The 18,051-nt window shown below is 38.0% G+C and carries 21 protein-coding genes and 2 tRNA genes; 17 read left to right on the top strand and 6 right to left on the bottom strand.

Features of this window, described 5'->3' with window-relative positions:
• Positions 1–6: 6 nt before the first annotated feature.
• Positions 7–297, bottom strand: coding sequence for a DciA family protein (locus tag JXR92_RS07850; protein ID WP_005823615.1), 291 nt, complete (start codon positions 295–297; stop codon positions 7–9).
• A complete protein-coding gene (gene recF, locus JXR92_RS07845) occupies positions 294–1,406 on the bottom strand; it encodes a DNA replication/repair protein RecF (protein WP_117966027.1) in 1,113 nt (370 codons plus the stop codon). Before recF ends, JXR92_RS07850 begins: the two co-directional genes overlap by 4 nt.
• A gap of 237 nt (positions 1,407–1,643) precedes the next feature.
• Here recF and JXR92_RS07840 point away from each other — a divergent pair, with 237 nt between their 5' ends.
• The 14 genes from JXR92_RS07840 to JXR92_RS07775 all read left to right on the top strand — a co-directional run bounded on the left by JXR92_RS07840 (position 1,644) and on the right by JXR92_RS07775 (position 12,822).
• Positions 1,644–2,327 carry a tetratricopeptide repeat protein gene (locus tag JXR92_RS07840; RefSeq protein ID WP_057282025.1) on the top strand — a complete coding sequence of 228 codons (684 nt, stop codon included), beginning with the start codon at positions 1,644–1,646 and terminating at the stop codon, positions 2,325–2,327.
• Between the two features lie 150 nt (positions 2,328–2,477).
• Positions 2,478–2,972, top strand: a complete 495-nt coding sequence (gene ribH / locus JXR92_RS07835; RefSeq protein ID WP_005823623.1) for a 6,7-dimethyl-8-ribityllumazine synthase — start codon at positions 2,478–2,480, stop codon at positions 2,970–2,972.
• A gap of 74 nt (positions 2,973–3,046) precedes the next feature.
• Positions 3,047–3,129 (top strand) — tRNA-Tyr (locus tag JXR92_RS07830).
• A gap of 9 nt (positions 3,130–3,138) precedes the next feature.
• Positions 3,139–3,211 (top strand) — tRNA-Gly (locus tag JXR92_RS07825).
• 131 nt (positions 3,212–3,342) lie between these two features.
• On the top strand, positions 3,343–4,620 hold the full coding sequence (locus JXR92_RS07820; RefSeq protein WP_138345090.1) for a phage integrase SAM-like domain-containing protein: 1,278 nt from the start codon (positions 3,343–3,345) through the stop codon (positions 4,618–4,620).
• A 99-nt stretch (positions 4,621–4,719) separates the two neighbouring features.
• Positions 4,720–6,795, top strand: coding sequence for a DEAD/DEAH box helicase (locus JXR92_RS07815; protein WP_138345088.1), 2,076 nt, complete (start codon positions 4,720–4,722; stop codon positions 6,793–6,795).
• Between the two features lie 218 nt (positions 6,796–7,013).
• Positions 7,014–7,679 (top strand): hypothetical protein, encoded by a 666-nt coding sequence (locus JXR92_RS07810; RefSeq protein WP_138345086.1) that lies wholly within the window; start codon positions 7,014–7,016, stop codon positions 7,677–7,679.
• A gap of 161 nt (positions 7,680–7,840) precedes the next feature.
• Positions 7,841–8,113 carry a hypothetical protein gene (locus tag JXR92_RS07805; RefSeq protein ID WP_004289510.1) on the top strand — a complete coding sequence of 91 codons (273 nt, stop codon included), beginning with the start codon at positions 7,841–7,843 and terminating at the stop codon, positions 8,111–8,113.
• Positions 8,114–8,202: 89 nt separating this feature from the next.
• Positions 8,203–9,093, top strand: coding sequence for an AAA family ATPase (locus JXR92_RS07800; RefSeq protein ID WP_138345083.1), 891 nt, complete (start codon positions 8,203–8,205; stop codon positions 9,091–9,093).
• Positions 9,056–10,108: a DUF3871 family protein gene (locus JXR92_RS07795; RefSeq protein ID WP_138345081.1), complete on the top strand. Its 1,053-nt coding sequence runs from the start codon at positions 9,056–9,058 to the stop codon at positions 10,106–10,108. Before JXR92_RS07800 ends, JXR92_RS07795 begins: the two co-directional genes overlap by 38 nt.
• A 944-nt stretch (positions 10,109–11,052) precedes the next feature.
• Complete coding sequence (locus JXR92_RS07790) at positions 11,053–11,460, top strand: hypothetical protein (protein ID WP_138345079.1); 408 nt, start codon at positions 11,053–11,055, stop codon at positions 11,458–11,460.
• A 247-nt stretch (positions 11,461–11,707) separates the two neighbouring features.
• Entirely contained in the window at positions 11,708–12,115 is a 408-nt protein-coding gene (locus JXR92_RS07785; protein ID WP_138345077.1) for a pepsin/retropepsin-like aspartic protease family protein, read from the top strand.
• Positions 12,108–12,407: a hypothetical protein gene (locus tag JXR92_RS07780; protein WP_138345075.1), complete on the top strand. Its 300-nt coding sequence runs from the start codon at positions 12,108–12,110 to the stop codon at positions 12,405–12,407. Before JXR92_RS07785 ends, JXR92_RS07780 begins: the two co-directional genes overlap by 8 nt.
• Positions 12,382–12,822, top strand: coding sequence for a hypothetical protein (locus tag JXR92_RS07775; RefSeq protein ID WP_138345073.1), 441 nt, complete (start codon positions 12,382–12,384; stop codon positions 12,820–12,822). Before JXR92_RS07780 ends, JXR92_RS07775 begins: the two co-directional genes overlap by 26 nt.
• Before the next feature lie 343 nt (positions 12,823–13,165).
• On the opposite strand, the gene JXR92_RS07770 is transcribed toward JXR92_RS07775, so the two are convergent.
• Entirely contained in the window at positions 13,166–13,462 is a 297-nt protein-coding gene (locus tag JXR92_RS07770) for a hypothetical protein (protein WP_117599439.1), read from the bottom strand.
• A gap of 173 nt (positions 13,463–13,635) precedes the next feature.
• Here JXR92_RS07770 and JXR92_RS07765 point away from each other — a divergent pair, with 173 nt between their 5' ends.
• Together JXR92_RS07765 and JXR92_RS07760 are read left to right on the top strand one after the other, a co-directional pair.
• Entirely contained in the window at positions 13,636–14,199 is a 564-nt protein-coding gene (locus tag JXR92_RS07765; protein ID WP_117599438.1) for a Crp/Fnr family transcriptional regulator, read from the top strand.
• Positions 14,200–14,297: 98 nt separating this feature from the next.
• Positions 14,298–15,452 carry an acyltransferase family protein gene (locus JXR92_RS07760; protein WP_119961259.1) on the top strand — a complete coding sequence of 385 codons (1,155 nt, stop codon included), beginning with the start codon at positions 14,298–14,300 and terminating at the stop codon, positions 15,450–15,452.
• Between the two features lie 95 nt (positions 15,453–15,547).
• Here JXR92_RS07760 and JXR92_RS07755 read toward each other — a convergent pair whose 3' ends face one another.
• Positions 15,548–15,913: a hypothetical protein gene (locus JXR92_RS07755; protein ID WP_117599436.1), complete on the bottom strand. Its 366-nt coding sequence runs from the start codon at positions 15,911–15,913 to the stop codon at positions 15,548–15,550.
• Between the two features lie 132 nt (positions 15,914–16,045).
• Here JXR92_RS07755 and JXR92_RS07750 point away from each other — a divergent pair, with 132 nt between their 5' ends.
• Positions 16,046–16,936, top strand: coding sequence for a YitT family protein (locus JXR92_RS07750; protein ID WP_005835428.1), 891 nt, complete (start codon positions 16,046–16,048; stop codon positions 16,934–16,936).
• On the opposite strand, the gene JXR92_RS07745 is transcribed toward JXR92_RS07750, so the two are convergent.
• Complete coding sequence (locus tag JXR92_RS07745; RefSeq protein WP_005823657.1) at positions 16,923–17,582, bottom strand: DUF3256 family protein; 660 nt, start codon at positions 17,580–17,582, stop codon at positions 16,923–16,925. The genes JXR92_RS07750 and JXR92_RS07745 overlap by 14 nt on opposite strands.
• Positions 17,579–18,049: a GAF domain-containing protein gene (locus JXR92_RS07740; RefSeq protein WP_016272604.1), complete on the bottom strand. Its 471-nt coding sequence runs from the start codon at positions 18,047–18,049 to the stop codon at positions 17,579–17,581. Before JXR92_RS07740 ends, JXR92_RS07745 begins: the two co-directional genes overlap by 4 nt.
• Positions 18,050–18,051 lie beyond the last annotated feature (2 nt).

Raw genomic sequence — 18,051 nt, 5'->3', positions numbered from 1 at the left:
GGATGCTCATCTGAATATGATATTCGTTATGACCTGAGCCCCCACATGACGGTTCAAGTTGCGCACCAGCAACTCACGCCCCATCATCAGCTCCTGGCGCAGGGCAGCAGAAGTGAGGTGTACATAAAGTACCTGGTTCTTTATATAAAGTTCACGGGTGTAGGAGGCAATAGTAGGGCCCAGCACTTCGGGCCACGCACTGATAAGCCGCCGTTCATTCAGCGGAGACTCCAGACTTTCCTGCCTGAGGTAATGACGGATAAGCTCACCTATCTGTTCGGCATTATTTCGCTTCATGCCTCTTCCTCCTTCATCTCAGCAACTATTCCCTGCTCCACACGGAACATCTTATAATCACTGCCCACTTTATGCAGAATACGGTCCAGGTGTTCGCGGTTGGTATCGGTTATAAAAATCTGTCCGAAACTGTCGCCTGCCACCAACTTGATGATTTGCTCCACACGCGAGGCATCCAGTTTGTCAAAGATATCGTCCAGCAACAACAAGGGAACAGTGGTCCCGGTACGTTTCAGGAAATCAAACTGTGCCAGCTTCAACGCTACCAGATAAGTCTTGTTCTGTCCCTGCGATCCTTCACGTTTGATGGGGAAATCTCCCAAAAGCATATTCAGCTCGTCCTTGTGCACACCGCGCAATGAATAGCCCATAATCTGGTCGCGTACACGGCTTTCCTTCAGTACTTCCAGCAAAGAGGCATCGCGGGCATGGGAATCATAGCTTAATCCCACCTTCTCCCTATCTTGCGAAATGAATGAATAGAAAGACTGGAAAATAGGAATAAACTCACGGATAAAGGCCTCACGTTTGCGGAACACCACTTCGCCGGCTTGCGCCATCATCTCCTCCCAAACCAGAAAGAGCTCTTCCTCCACCGGCTGTTCACTCTTCAGTAAGGTATTCCGCTGCACCAAAGCTTTATTGTATCGTATCAAAGCATCCAGATACTCTTTGTCGTACTGCGAGATAACCACATCCATAAAACGTCGGCGTTCATCACTGCCTCCTGCTATCAACTCCGAATCGGCAGGCGAAACCATGACCAAAGGCAGGAAGCCGATATGGTCTGACAAACGCGTATACTCCTTCTTGTTTCGCTTGAACTGTTTCTTCTGGCGCCTCTTCATACCACAGTAGATTTCTTCAGGAGTCCCATCGGCAGCCTCATAAAACCCTTGAATAACAAAGAAGTCGGCATCATGGCGGATATTCTGGGAATCAATGGGATTACCGGCACTTTTACAGAAAGACAAGAAATACACCGCATCCAGCAGGTTCGTTTTCCCCATGCCGTTCTGTCCGAAAAAGCAGTTCAACTTGGGCGAGAATGTAAGCTCTACCTGCTCCAAGTTCTTATAATTGAGTATAGATATACGTTTCAGTATCATTATAGTAACGATGAGTTCGGTTACAAAGATAATGCAAAACCAAAAGCAGTACAAAATAAGCCTGCTTATTTTTAACACAGAGGTGAAGCCCGGCTTATTGAAAAGTAGAAATAATTTCAGCGTTTTCTGATACAATACAAAAAAAGATGCTGCTAAATTTCGTTGATAGCTATAAAAAACTTACTTTTGCGGGTCGAAATAGATAAATAAGAATAATAACAAAAAGATTATATAAAAATGGCAGAACAAAAAAAGACGAATGAAGCCTTAAACGTGGAGGATGCACTGACACAATCGGAGGCCTTTTTCATTAAGAACAAAAAAGCAATCATCGGCGCTGTAGTAGCAGTAATCATCATCATTGCCGGTGTAGTGATGTACAAGAACCTTTATGCAGACCCCCGTGAAGAAAAAGCACAAGCTGCCTTATTCAAAGGACAAGAATACTTCGAAGCAGACGCTTATGCACAAGCACTGAACGGTGACAGCATCGGTTTTGCCGGATTTGTAAAAGTGGCAGACGAATACAGCGGCACAAAAGCAGCCAATCTTGCAAAAGCCTATATGGGTCTCTGCTATGCACACCTCGGCAAATATGACGAAGCAGTGAAAGCATTGGACAGCTTTGACGGAGACGACCAAATGGTAGCTCCTGCCATGAAAGGTGCTATGGGTAACTGCTATGCGCAGCTCGGCCAACTGGACAAAGCCGCTTCTATGCTGCTGAAAGCCGCCAACGAAGCCGACAACAACTCCCTCAGCCCCATCTACCTGCTGCAAGCCGGAGAAATCCTGGTAAAGCAAGGTAAATATGACGATGCAATTCAGGCGTATACCACTATCAAGGATAAATACTTCCGTTCATATCAGGCAATGGATATTGACAAGTATATCGAACAAGCCAAACTGTTGAAGAAGTAATATACCTTATTATAAAAACATCTCAGGCACGGATTACACGGAAAACACGGAAAGACACAATAGCCGTGAATCCGTGTAGTCCGTGCCTCTTTTATCTCCCCTCTCCCTTTAATTTTCAATTATTAATTTTTAATTCTTAATTCCTTATTTATGGCAACAGCTTATCACAATCTTTCAGACTACGATTTCAGTTCTGTACCCAGCGCGGAAAAAATGAAATTCGGCATCGTTGTATCTGAGTGGAATTATAATATTACCGGTGCTCTCCTAAAAGGTGCCATAGACACCTTAAAAAAACATGGAGCCAAAGATGAAAATATCCTGGTAAAAACAGTACCCGGCAGTTTTGAACTGACTTTCGGTGCCAACCAACTTATCGAATACAGTGAAGTCGATGCAGTTATTGCAATTGGTTGTGTAGTCAGAGGAGATACTCCACATTTTGACTATGTTTGCATGGGTGCTACCCAAGGAATTACCCAATTAAACGCAAGTGGCGATGTACCAGTAATTTACGGATTAATTACTACCAATACTATGGAGCAAGCAGAAGACCGCGCCGGTGGCAAACTAGGTAATAAAGGAGACGAATGTGCAATTACTGCAATAAAAATGATAGATTTTGCTTGGAGTTTACAAAAATAGTCGTATCTTTGCACCGCAATTGAGAAACAAACCTACTCAATGAGAGAATTGAGATAGAATCTTAAGTGCAAAAGGGGCAAATACCAGAGTGGCCAAATGGGGCAGACTGTAAATCTGCTGGCTTACGCCTTCGGTGGTTCGAATCCATCTTTGCCCACAAAAAATTGCGGAAGTAGCTCAGTTGATAGAGCATTAGCCTTCCAAGCTGAGGGTCGCGGGTTTGAGCCCCGTCTTCCGCTCTTAAGAAAGGATTGATAATCAATAGATTATTAATCCTTTTTCTTTTATACAAACTCTTTGGAGAACCCTTTTATTATACTATAAATTATATCATTGTTGGTCTATTGTTGTTCCCAAAAAAACAATAGATATGATAACAATCAAAGCCGAAGTATTAAAAGGCAAACAAAAGAGTGATGGTACGTATAATGTCAAAATCAGAATGACTTATAAGAGAGAAGTCAAAAGACTGCCTACTTCTATCTATGTAAGGAAGGAAGACCTCACCAAGGCATTCAAAATAAAGAATCCCAAGTTTATTAAGGAAGCAAATAATATTGTTAGGCAATATCAAGAATTATGTGCTTCCCTCCCATTGGAAACAGCTAATTACAGCTTAAATGATATAATAGAGTGCATCAAGGTTAAAAATGAAAGAAAGACTACCATAGATTTCATTCAGTTCTCAAAAGAGTGGTTGGAAACTACTCAATTAAAAGGAAAAGCCAACTACCAGACATCTATTAATGCTTTCATCACTTATCTTGGAAAAGAACACTTGGATACAGACCAAATAACTAAAAAGCTATTAAAAGATTTCATGAACTATCTACAATTAAAAAGAGCCCAAAGAATTGAGGAATTAAAGAAACATGGAAAACGAATACCTTCCAACAGAATGCTCTCTTTATATATTGGATGCCTCAGACATCTATACAATGAAGTCAAAAAAAGATATAATGACTATGATAGAAATATCATCTTAGTGCCCAATTCACCTTTTGATAACTTAGAAATACCTAAGCAAGAGGCTACAAGAAAGAGAGCCATACCAGCAGAAGCCATCAAAAAGATATGGGAATTACCTTATCAATACAACAACACAGGAAAAGAGAAGAAATGCCCATATAATTTAGCCAAAGATTGCTTCATTATATCTTTCTGCCTGATGGGAATGAACTCAATAGACTTATACAGTTGCTCTACACTGGAAGGAAAAGCAATCACCTACTACAGAAGTAAAACCAAAGACAGAAGATTAGATAAAGCCAAAATGAAAGTTATAGTTCCCCCTATTCTTCAACCACTAATGGAAAAATACCAAGACCAAACAAAAAATAGAATATTTAATTTCTATCATACTTATTCAACTGCTGGCAACTTCAATAAGGCTATAAATATAGGACTCAAAGAGATTGGAAAACTTTTGAAAATAGATGATTTGGAGTACTATGCAGCAAGACACTCATGGGCTACTTTAGCAGTCAACAAAGTAGGCATAGACAAATACACAGTCCATTCAGCCCTCAACCATATAGATGAAGCAATGAAAGTCACAGATATATACATTGAAAGAGACTTTAAGATTGAGAATGAAGCTAATTCTAAAGTTCTTAAATATGTGTTTGGCAGTGGTCTCCAGAAGTAAGTAGGTTTAAAAGAATCTCTATGGTTTATTGGATTATGGAGATTCTTTACTATTTTTGCTCACTTTGTTATTTTATTATAAACTTAAACTAAGTGAGATATGGAAAATACTACCCCATTGTATAATACTTATGGAGATTTATATGATGCTCCACAGATTGTATATTCAATAGATGGAAATTCCGAAGAAATCAAAGAAATATCACCAGATACAAGAATTGATAGTCTTGAAGGATTATTATATGGAGATTTTTCAAAGTATGAAGAGGTTCAATGTAACTTTAATCTATCTTTTTACATTGATAAGATGCCACATGGCATAGTAAACAAACAGATTCCTGGAGTAGGTGCTACTACCCTTGAAATAAACTCAAATAGAAATTCAATTATAGTCCTTCCTACAAAAGCACTGGCTTTCTCCAAATGTAAAAAGCACCCCAAAACTTTATATATAGGAAGTGAAATAAAGGATGAAAAGGAAAGGACAACAGACCAAGAGATAATAGAGTATCTCCAGAAGGAAGGATATAAGAAGCTGTTGGTAGTAGCAGATAGTTTAGGTAGGTTACTGAAATTAATAAAAGAAGAGAATTATAAGGACTACTTTCTAATAATTGATGAAATAGATGTCCTTCAATCTGATAGTAACTACAGACCTCATCTGGAAGATGTGATTGATTATTATCTGTTGTTCCCTCCCAAGAATAGGTGCATGGTTACAGCTACTATGAAAGAGTTTACCAATTCCCTTTTAAAGAAGGAATGTCTATTTCCTATTTCATGGCAATGGGAAAAGAAAAGAAATATTAAACTACTTCATACCAATAACATTATCCAAGTAGTGATAAATGAGATTAAATCTCACCCAAATGAGAAAATATTCATTGCATATAACTCCATTCTACAGATTCAAAATATCATATCTTCTCTTGAAGAAGAAGTGAAAAAGGAATGTGCAATACTATGTAGTGAGGCATCTATTAAAGAAGCAGGAGAATATTATGCAGCCAAATTAGATAGTAATGATGTATTGCCAAATAGAATTAATTTTGCCACTTGTTGCTACTTTACTGGAATAGACATATCAGACAATTATCATCTAATAACAGTATCAGACTCCAGAAGAGACTATTCTATGTTAACCTTAGATAGAATGACACAAATATATGGAAGATGTAGAGGTGAGTATAAGATACTAAGTGACACTATTGTTTATAATACCAAAGATTATGCATTGGTAGAAGATATGAGAACCTATCCAAATTCTCTTGTAAGAAAAGCTAATAAAGTTTTAAGGCTTATTACTGCTGCTGATGACATTAGCCAAGGAGACTATACACTTACAAACCTATTCTCTATTGTAAAAGAGGCTATAAAGGATAAAGCACAAGAGAGGATAAGCAATGATGAACCTATAAATTTAATTAGGAGAAACATATGTGGTGAGTATGTGCCTGCCTATCTGAATATAGATTATTTAGTTGAGAGAATGGAGTTATATAGAGGACTATATTTCCTACCTGAGAAGATGAAAGAAGCTTTAGATAAATGTGCCAACATAGCTCAATACAACTCTATAAATTATGATATAAGCCAGCAACAAATGGCTCTTGAAGATGAAAACAAAGCCATGCAAGGAGAACTTGCAGATAGTTACATACAAGAGGCTATTACTGAAATTAATACATTGGCTGCAATAGGTAGTTTAAATGACAATACTTTAAAGACATGTATTAGGCAGAGTAAAAGAAATAAGAGAATATTTCTTGAGAGATTTGGTAGACTATATAAGTATGTTGATTTGGATAGCCTATTAAACCAACTTTGGGAGATTAGAACTGACAATGATGTAGCCTTTAAAAATCTCAATAATGCTGTAATGTATTGGGCTTTAGCAGAAGAACACCCTTTCAAAAAAGCTATAAGGGAGTCTTTTTCTGTAAATCAAACATTATCTTCCCCTGAAATACAAGCTATATTAGTTCCTATAGTCAAATATCATCTGCACAAGGTACTAATGCCCAGAAAGTATATAAGCCTCTTTAAAAGCATGTATAAGACTGATAGACCAAGGAATCAATATGTTATTAGAGGGGAAAATCCTCTACAATTAAAAGAGCATAAGGATAGAATTGCTCCAGAAGAAAATAATTTATTAAGATTTTTTAATCCTTAAATCCTGATTATCAACATAATAAACTGTTAAATAATTTGTGTAAGTCAATATTTTTTCATATCTTTATATATTCCTTAAAGGAGAGATTGTTTTCTTCTCATATTTATCTTTAGCAAAACTGGATTTACAATTGTCTATATTTTATGCGATACTATAATACAAAAGATTAAGGTAGGTATTATAGTATCACATAAAATATGGACTCATGAAAATAAGATATGAAAAATTATACTGTAATACCCAATAGAATTAGTAGTTTGTTTTCTCCAAATGATTTATATACTTTAATAGGCTTATACTTTACAGCCAACTCAAACTATTCAACTGACTCAACCTATCTCCAAATAGCAGATATTACAAAACAATCCTTTAGTTATATAAAAGATAACTTTATGCCAAGGTTAGAAAAAAGTGGTTTCTGCGATAGAATAGAGTTCTTTACTCAAGAAGGACTTAAAAGAAAAAGATATTTTCTGCCACACCCACAAACTAATTTTAGAATAATTCAGAAGGAAGTATTAGAAAATACAGATTTAACTTCAGAAGAGAAAGGATTCATCATTGCACTATATTGTAATACTGTGAATAATTCTTTCAACCTTACTATGTCATGGAAATTTTGGGAGGAAAAAATTAAAGTGAAAAAAAGCACCTTTTATAAAATAAGAAAATCACTCATAAATAAGGATTATTTGAAAAAACTTGAAGATGTTCCTGAGAATCCAGAAAGTGAAGATTATCCTCATGACTATATGTTATGTGTATCTTGGTTAGGACATATAAACTATGAAAATTGGTTAGAAATGGCAGCCATAAGTGAAGATGTTCCTAAAAGTATGTATGTTTACAAAGATAAGCAACAGTATTACTATGTTTATAAGTAGTAATGTATAACTGTTTTTACTGACTTGAAAAAACTATTCAAAATTATTTTTTTATTTTTTTCTCTTCTGGAGCCATGAGTGTTATGCACTCCAACCAATCACCTACCCCATCATTCAGGGTGGGGATGGTCCCCCCCTACAACAATAATAAATTTACAATTATGGAAAGAAACTTGAAGTTCTTAAAAACAATGAGTGTAGCTGAATTTAAAGCACAGCACAATGTGGAAAAGATTGAAGTGAAAAGAAATGAACACACTGGCAAGTGTTTCTTTGTCTATGGCTTTGAAACTGGAGCTTGTTCAAGGAAGGTGGAGACTGGAGAGCTGACAATACCAGTCATTTCAGAAGTATGCTCTGCTGAAACTGGAGATATATTCCTTCTGTTACATCAGAAAGGGGAAGGAGGGGCTACTACATTGGCAACTCTATAGAAACTAATAAAAAAGCTCCAGAAGGGCAGTTGGATTAATAGTCTGACTGCCTTTTTTTCTAAGTAGTTAATCATTAATAGAATATAGTCATGTTAAATTTAAGAGTATCATCAAAGAAGCAGGCTAAGATAAAGCTTGCCCTACAAGGCTGTGCAGGTTCAGGAAAGACCTATTCTGCACTATTATTAGCCTATGGTCTGACAAATGACTGGACCAAAATTGCCATTATTGATAGTGAAAATGGGAGTGCTGATTTGTATGCCAGTTTAGGTAATTACAATGTATTACCCCTTCAAGACAACTTCACACCTGAGACTTATATTGAAGCTATAAAGATATGTGAAGAGGCTAAAATGGAGGTGATAATCATAGACAGCATTTCTCAATGTTGGGATAACCTTCTGGAATACCATGCTAACCTACAAGGCAATTCATTCACTAATTGGCAGAAGATTACACCAAGAATTAATGCCTTCATGCAGAAGATTCTACAATCTCCAAGCCATGTTATTTGTACCATGAGGTGTAAGCAGGATTATGTTCTTAGTGAAAAAAATGGCAAGATAATTCCTGAGAAAGTGGGCTTAAAGGCTGTCATGAGGGATGGAATAGACTATGAATTTACCATAGTCCTTGATATTAATATGAAGCATCAAGCCATTGCATCAAAGGATAGAACAAGTCTATTCATGGGTAAACCAGACTTTACTATTACACCCACTACTGGGCAAATAATACTGGATTGGTGTAATAATGGAGTAAACTTGGATATGATAAGGCAGAAAATAAATCAGGCTAAAACCATTGAAGAACTTACCTCCATTTATCACCAATACCCAGAATGGTATCAACAACTTACATCAGATTTCATGCAGAAGAAGATGCAGTTACAAGAAGAGAGCAATAAACCTATTATCAACTATAATCCTAATTTTATACATTATGGAAGCAATGCAGTTAATGCCAGTACACAGAACTAATATGTTGATGCAAACATTCAATCAACCAAAGTTTGAGATTGAAACCCCAGTTGAAACTATAGAGACTGAAATTATCAGCTCCAGAAGGGAAAACAAAAGATTACCTTTTATAGAAGCCAACACCAAAGAAGTCACTATACAGCATCTAAGGGAAGAATGTGTAGTGCCAGTATTCAGTAAGGATAATGAGATAACTATCAGTCACCCTTCATTTATTGAAACTGTTTGGGAAGCTGCCAATCAGATATTTCCCAATGAGAGGATTGAAGAACCTGCAATCAGAGTAAGCCATGTCATTAAAGGCAGAACACCCGAAGCTATTCATAAACCAGTGAAGGATTTACTTGAATCAGACAAGACCATTTACTATGAGAGGATGATGTTCTGTTTTGAGATTCCCACTATCCATGAAGATATAATGGGCAATAGATTGAATCTTACTATTGGTGGAGTAAGGGCATATAACCATGAGAACCTATACAGCAAGAAAGGAGTAGAAAAATTCAAGGTATTTATAGGCTTTAAGAACTTAGTATGCTGTAATATGTGTGTCTCAACTGATGGTTACAAGTCTGAGTTAAAGGTGATGAGTACTGCTGATTTATTTAGTTCAGTGATGAGGCTATTTCAAGAATATAATATAGCCAAGCACCTATACTACATGAGTGCTTATAAGGATAGTTATATGACTGAAAGCCAATTTGCCCAGTTCTTGGGAAAGAGCAGATTATACCAATATCTCCCAATTGAACAGAAGAAAAGGCTTCCTCAAATGCTGATGACAGATACTCAGATAGGACTTGTAGCCAAATCATATTATAATGATGATAATTTTGCCCTTCCTGAGAATCAGAGTGCCATATCTATGTGGAATGTATATAATTTGCTCACTGGAGCCAATAAAAGCAGCTATATAGATAATTTCTTGGATAGGTCACTCAATGCCACACAGCTTACAGAAGGGCTAAATAAGGCTCTGTATGGAGAAAATGAATATTCATGGTTTATACAATAATCTTATATTTCCTATTTCCTTCTGGAGTATCTGCTCCCATTTATCCATTATGTTAGGAAATTCTGTAGTGTCGAAAAAAACTGTAATGTACCTTATAGGAATAAAAATAAAAATTCGACACTTCACATTTACTTGGTTATATTTATATAAGAAGTAAGTGAGCAAGGGGTATTTTCTGTGGTGGCTGAATGGAGAACTGGAAAATAAGCTCCAAAAGGTAGTTTGGAAGAAAGATTGGATATGAAATGTCCTCCATCTTTTTCTTGTTTTTCCTTCTGGAGTAGCTGGCTGTAGTTGGGTACTAAGGTATTTGAACTGGTTATAACATGGAGATAATGGTAAAAGGCATTTTGAATATCACTATTGGATTGATATTCATGTGTATAATGGCTAAAGAGAGATAAAGGTGAACAGCCTTTGTATTGTGTTTATTATTGTTGTAAGCCTCGGTTCCAGCATGGAATTGGGGCTTTTATTTTGAAAAGACATGAGAATCAGAGATATGTAATAGAATAAATGGTACATTTGCCACTGGTGGATATGAAGGTTATTATTACTTTTCCACTTCAAGAGCCTTAATGATAGATAAGAGAATAAGCTCATGCCTATGGTACTAATATGGATTGAGACCTATTAAAAGTAGCCTTCAAATGATTGTTTATTTGTGGAAAGTCCTAACTTTGCAACAGAAACAATCAAATGATTGCTAATGAAATAGAAGTTTAACAAGACATATTAGAAAAAGAAGTGTTTGCTTCTTACTTGTGAAGTCCTAAAATCACCACTTTGAAGACTAACAATCACAGCAGTAAGGGAGTGAATGCTCATACCATCAGGTGTGGGCTTTCCTTGTTTGTGATTGTAGGTGTTGTGGTGATACCTTGGACTCAGCAGGAAAGTACCACACCTTCTTTTTTGTAGTATGACTACAAAAAAGTAGAACAATGAAAATGATTAAGCTTATTATTACTGTATTTATGTTATTTTTTAGCATTAATATTTTTGCACAAACTAAGCAATTATTAGTAACTGCACATCATCCCAATGACAAAAATACAATAATCCGAATATGGAAAACTACTGATAACAACTATATAATACGAACAAGTTATAGTAATAAAGAAGATGATTTTGACCAAGAACGATTGTATCAGTATCAAAAGAAAGTTGAGTATGATGGTTTTGCTAAGAGAGTTACTTTCAAAACATCATCAGAAGCATTTTATGTCATAGCATATGTTAATGAGCAATATGCTTTTGTATATGGTTTTTATAGTGATGCATTGAAAGATGTGGTATCTATTTATTATGAGATTGATTATATAAATAAAAATCTATTCAAAAATTTATGATGATATATTAGATATATTATTGTGTCATTATCTCATGAAATTCTATAATGAATTAGCAAAATGGAATTTATGGCAATGGTAGTGCATGGATGAATTTTACTAGTAATTTTTGATACATCCTACATTCTATATACAAGAGGACACATTGTTTTGATATACTATCTTTAAATATATTACCATAACAAAATCTTATATAAATAGACCTTGATAAATCATCAAACATATTCAAATAGATAATGTGATAATTATGGAATTTCCACTAACATTTGGTCTGCAAAAAGCAGGTTTACCACTGATACTGACATCTGGAAAAACAAATAACCTTTGTTTCTTGATTGATACTGGTGCTACTCATAACACCCTATTTGACTTTGTATATGAACATTTTAAGAGTGAGTTTAAGCTACTTGAAGGAACATATAGAACAATGGGGATAGAGGGACACTACAAAGAAACCCCTATCATTGAAGCTACATTCAATTTTGAAGGGAGAGATTATACTTCCACTTTTTCAGTTTTGGATGCTTCTGAGGCTATAAAACAAGTGCAGGATGAAACTGGAATACAGATTCATGGAGTACTTGGAGTACAATTCCTTATAGAGAATAAATGGATTATAGATTTTGAAACTTATAATGTAAAATGTAATGATTGAGGGCATAGCAATACTTGCCGTAGGAGCTGCAATACTTCTATATGCAGAAATGAAATCTAATAGGAAAACCATAGAGCAACAAGACTATAAGATAAGACATCTCACTGGTAATCTTAATGAGGAAGATGAGAGGGAAAATCAACAGCTCAGGGATGATTATCACTTTGACAAAATAGTTAGGCAGATAAAATCAGCAGATGAATATGCAGAGTTTATTCCAGATGATATAGTTGAAGAACAAGCAAAGGATAAGTTCAAAAAGCTGTATGGATATGACTACAAGAAAAGATGAAATAGAAGTATTTATTCAAGTAAAAGGCTTAGGCTTTACATTTCTTCTTGACAACAAAATGAAGCATAACCTTATTAACCCTGATTTTTTGAAATTCTTTAAAGAGGAGTATCCTGCAATAGAAGAAGAATATCAAGCTAACCAAATGGCTGTTGAGAAGCTGATGAGGGAAAGTGAAGATGCTTTTCCTATTCTTCCAGAACCTTTGAAACTTTATCATTTCAAAGGTGTATATAGGGAAGTGGGTTGTAAGGTGGTTAAGTGTAGTGATAATAAACTCAGAAGGTGTAAAGCTATAAAGTTCAACTTTGAGCATGAAGGACATCCTTATTCTGAACTATTCTTTGTTGATAAGAGTGTTGAAGAGGACTATGCTATTTTAGGCTCTACCTTCTGGAGCAAATGTGATATTTAAAAATAATAGAAATTGTTATGAGAAAGAAACAAGAAACTTAGCATTACTAAATGCTGCTATTGGTATTGTATAAACCTTACCAATGTTGGTCAATAGTTGTTCTATTGACTTTTAAAGAAGTAATTAACAGACTAACAATCAAATAATTGAATAGTATTATCAAAGAGCCTTCCAAGCTGAGGGTCGCGGGTTTGAGCCCCGTCTTCCGCTCTTAAGAAAATCAGATAGTTATCGCAAGATTTCTATCTGATTTTTGTTTTTAGAGAATGCTGAATTTAGTGTGGTTTAACCGAGTGAGTTAAACCTGGAAGTCAACCGAATGCCGCAAAGCACAAATTCATGGTTATTTAAATAAGATATTTCTGAGAATATCATCTAACCACGGCTCTTTCATCTTTTCCACAAAAACATCATTCTTTAGTTGAAAAGCCTTTTTGTAAACACTCTGCATTTTCAAATTATAGCGCACCGTATCATAGCGGACTACTGACTGGTAAAATCCGGTATCAACAGCGACAATTTCATTTTCTATTCTCAATGTATCCTCAGCTGTATCGGAAATTCTTCCGGTCTCCATCTGTGCGAATGAAATGCAGCTGCCTCCGATTAGAGCCAATAATGTTACCAATATTTTATTCATAGGCTACCGTTTTCTACAAAGATACAATATTCAAAGAACAAACATCTCTTTTACAAGAAAAATTCCATTATACCATAAACGCTTATGAGGCAACGCACACATTTGTATATCAAAGTTCTGTTTTAGTTAATAAAATTATGTAAGTTTGTAAACGAATAAAAAGTTCCCCTCCAATGAACAACATCATTCATAAAATCAGGCAGATTTATCCGGTTTCCGAAGAAGCACTTCAGGCACTTTTGACGAATATGCAGGTAAGATACTATCCTAAAGGAACTTATATAGTACAAGCGGGAGTAACAGACCGTTTGATTTATTTCATTGAGGAAGGGGTCACCCGTTCCGTATTTCATCACGACGGACAAGATACCACCACTTGGTTCAGCCAGGAAGGTGATGTAACCTTCGGAATGGATTCACTGTACTATCAGCAGCCGTCGGTAGAAAGCATTGAAACTCTTTCGGACTGCAAAATCTATACTATCCACATAGACAAGTTAAATGCTCTCTACGAAACATATATTGATATAGCCAACTGGGGCAGAATACTGCATCAGAACGTAAACAAGGAGCTCAGTCATATGTTTGTGGAAAGACTCCAACTGCCTCCCCAAGAGCGGTATGAACAATTTAACCGCCGTTACCCCGGACTGATAAATCGGGTGAAGCTAAAATATGTGGCAGCTTTCCTGGGTATTTCCATCTATACTCTCAGCCGGGTACGCGCAAAAAAATAGAAGATTACCGTTCTTTTTTGCTTTTAAGCAAAAGAACTTCGCTTCGCATGGCGTATCTTTGACATCCGAAAACATTAACCAAACAACAGAAAAAACAGATGTCGTACATTTCATCTTCTGCCTTTTCAGACACCAAAGCACATTATGACCTTCTCGACGGGCTCCGTGGCGTAGCAGCCTTGATGGTTATATGGTATCATATATTCGAAGGCTACGCTTTTGCCGGTGGTGGCATTATCGAAACCTTCAACCACGGCTATTTAGCTGTAGATTTCTTCTTTATACTATCGGGATTCGTTATCGGGTATGCTTATGACGACCGTTGGGGCAGGAGCCTCACCATGAAGAGTTTTTTCAAGCGACGTCTGATACGTCTTCATCCGATGGTAATTATGGGCGCTGTTTTGGGCGCCATCACCTTCTGCATTCAAGGATGCATACAATGGGACGGAACACATATTGCCCTATCAATGATTATGCTGTCCCTTCTCTGCTCCATATTCTTTATTCCCGCAATGCCGGGAGCAGGCTATGAAGTCCGTGGTAATGGCGAAATGTTTCCCTTGAATGGTCCTTGCTGGTCATTGTTCTTTGAGTATATAGGCAACATCCTTTATGCCTTGTTCATCCGACGATTGTCAAACAAAGCACTGACCGTACTGACAATATTGCTGGGAATAGCATTGGCATCATTCGCCATCTTCGATGTCTCCGGATATGGCAATATGGGAGTAGGTTGGACACTGGACGGAATAAACTTTATCGGAGGATTATTGAGGATGCTTTTCCCTTTCTCCATGGGTATGCTTTTATCGCGCAACTTCAAGCCCATTAAGGTGAAAGGCGCTTTCTGGATATGCACCATTGCATTGATTACCTTGTTCTCAGTGCCCTATCTGGAAGGTACGGCGCCGGTCTGTACAAATGGCATTTATGAAGTGTTCTGTGTCATCATAGCTTTTCCGATTCTTGTCTGGTTAGGAGCTTCCGGTACCACAACGGATAAGAAATCGACCCAGATATGCAAGTTCCTGGGAGATATATCCTATCCTGTCTATGTGATACATTATCCATTTATGTACTTGTTCTATGCATGGCTCATCAAGAACCAGCTCTTCACGTTGGAGCAGACTTGGCAGGTTGCCTTATGCGTCTATGCATGGAATATATTGTTAGCCTATCTATGCCTGAAATTCTATGATGAACCGGTACGGAAATATCTGGCTAAACGCTTCTTGAGCAAAAAACAATAAACAGTCCGTCACGGAGATTATGCTGATTCGCACAGATACAAATACGCGATATGAATTCAATCCGTACAAATCAGCATAATCTCCGTGGCGAACTGCTATTCCAGATAAAGTGGCTCCACCACCTCCGTCACATTCTCATGGAACCACTCATCCAATTTAGCTTCAACCTTGTCTTTTATCTGTGGAGTGATGTATTTCTTCACTTTCTTATAAGCATAAACTGCGGCAAATCCCTTCCCTACCATAAAGACTTGTCCCAAAAGGTCTTCTATACTGGTAGGAAATACAATGGCCACCAAAGCAATCATGATATTTGTCCTTTCACTCTCCGGAGTAGAGTCTGCAGTCATCACATAATAAGCCGTCAGTACTGGACGACCAGCTGCCCGGCCACCTTTCTTTATATACTCTTCTACTTTAAGACGAATCTCGTTCATGGAAAAATTCATTTTCATATTCATAATCTCCTCTTTTTATTTATTAGACGCAGAAAGATGAAGTTTGGTTGCAAAAATCTGCATTTTTTTTTCAACATTATATCCCAAATAAGCAGTATCTTTGTCCCCGCATTTTCACAACCACATAAAATTATAATGAAAACAATAGTAAATATTCCCTCCCGACAGAACACTATGCGCGAACTGCGGGATTATCTGATGATTGCCTTAGGCATGGTCTTGTACGGTATCGGCTGGACAGTCTTCCTGCTTCCCAACGATATTACTACCGGTGGCGTACCGGGCATTGCATCCATCGTATATTTTGCCACTGGATTTCCCGTCCAATATACGTACTTCGCCATCAATTTTCTGCTTCTATTGCTTGCCCTACGTGTGTTGGGATGGAAGTTCAGCGTAAAGACAATCTTTGCCGTATTCACCCTGACCTTTTTCCTTTCCATTATCCAGAAACTGACCGAGGGTGTTGTCCTCCTGCACGACCAGCCTTTCATGGCTTGTGTCATCGGTGCCTCCTTCTGCGGTAGCGGCATCGGCATCGCCTTTTCCAACAACGGCAGTACTGGCGGCACGGACATCATTGCCGCCGTAATCAACAAGTACCGCGACATCACGCTGGGCAGAGTCATGTTGATATGTGACCTTATCATCATCTCGTCCAGTTACTTTGTTCTAAAAGATTGGGAAAAGGTGGTGTATGGCTACGTTACTCTATACATATGCAGCTTCGTGCTCGACCAAGTGGTGAACAGTGCCCGCCAGTCCGTACAATTCTTTATTATCAGCGATAAATATGAGGAGATAGCCAAGCACATCCAGGTATATCCTCACAGAGGTGCAACGGTCATCAACGCCTCGGGCTTCTATACGGGAAAAGAGATAAAAATGCTGTTCGTGCTGGCCAAGAAGCGGGAGTCCACCATCATTTTCCGGCTCATAAAAGACATAGACCCCAATGCCTTTGTATCACAAAGTGCAGTCATCGGAGTCTATGGAGAGGGATTCGACAGAATCAAAGTGAAGTAGAGGATTTCTCGAACTTCCCTTGATTCCAAGTATAAACAATAGGACGGCGGACAAACGGTTTCAGTTTCTCCGCCGCTTCTTTACCCATGTAATCGGTCGTGGTAAAAGTGAATGCCAACGTGGCATCCTTCGCAGAAAGGTCCGCTTTCATCAGCAGCATGTCGGCCTGGCGACGGGCATCCTGATACTCATAGACATCCACCGTATCCGCGGCCTCAGCGATAAAATCATCCAGAACGGGCAATGCCGGCAGGTAGGACGAAGCAACCAGCTCCTTCCAGTCTGTCGTATAGAACTTGACATGGCTGTCGCAAGCCGGAGCACAAACCGTAGCAACCACACAAATCACCTTCGTACTGTCGTTAATAGACAAGAGCTTCATCTGCCATGAACTCTGGGGCGTCATCTTCACATGTATATAGTCTGGAGAAAGTTCCGTCATTTCCGATTTACCACCAAAGCTGTTGGTCACCTCAGCTTTCATCTTACTTTCCAGAAAGTCTATAAAATCCGCACGGTTCACGGCGCTAAGCAACGGACATATAGAATCCGGCATATTCTTAAAACACGTCTTGGCTTCCTGGGCCTGCAAATACCCCCATCCGATGAAAGCCAAAATCAAAAAAGCACTCAGTTTTCTTATCATAACATTTTAATCATTTCTTCAAGGAAACGGGCATCTGTTTCATCAAAACCGCCCAAATCGTCACTGTCAATATCCAATACTCCCCACACTTCACCGTCCTCACGCTTCAGCGGAACCACGATCTCCGAACGCGACAGCGAGCTACAGGCTATATGTCCGGGAAATGCATCCACATCGGGCACAACCAACGTCTCGGCTCTATCCCATGCCGCGCCGCAAACACCGCGGCCTTTCCTGATGCGCGTACAAGCTATCGGTCCCTGGAAAGGTCCTAACACCAATTCTTCACCCTTCACCAAATAGAAGCCTACCCAAAAGAAATGGAAAGTCTCTTTCAGCGCCGCCGAAACATTCGCCAGATTGGCTATCAAGTCATCTTCACCTGCCAGCAGATTTTTCAGTTGAGGAAGCAAAGCGCGATATTTCTCTGTCTTGCTACCAGCATTTATATATAGGTCTTCTGCCATAT

This window comes from Bacteroides parvus, assembly GCF_017309675.2.
In the GTDB taxonomy this organism is placed as follows: Bacteria; Bacteroidota; Bacteroidia; order Bacteroidales; family Bacteroidaceae; genus Bacteroides; species Bacteroides uniformis.
The sequence above is the reverse complement of the archived record's forward strand: the minus strand, read 5'-3'. Positions and strand labels throughout refer to the sequence as shown.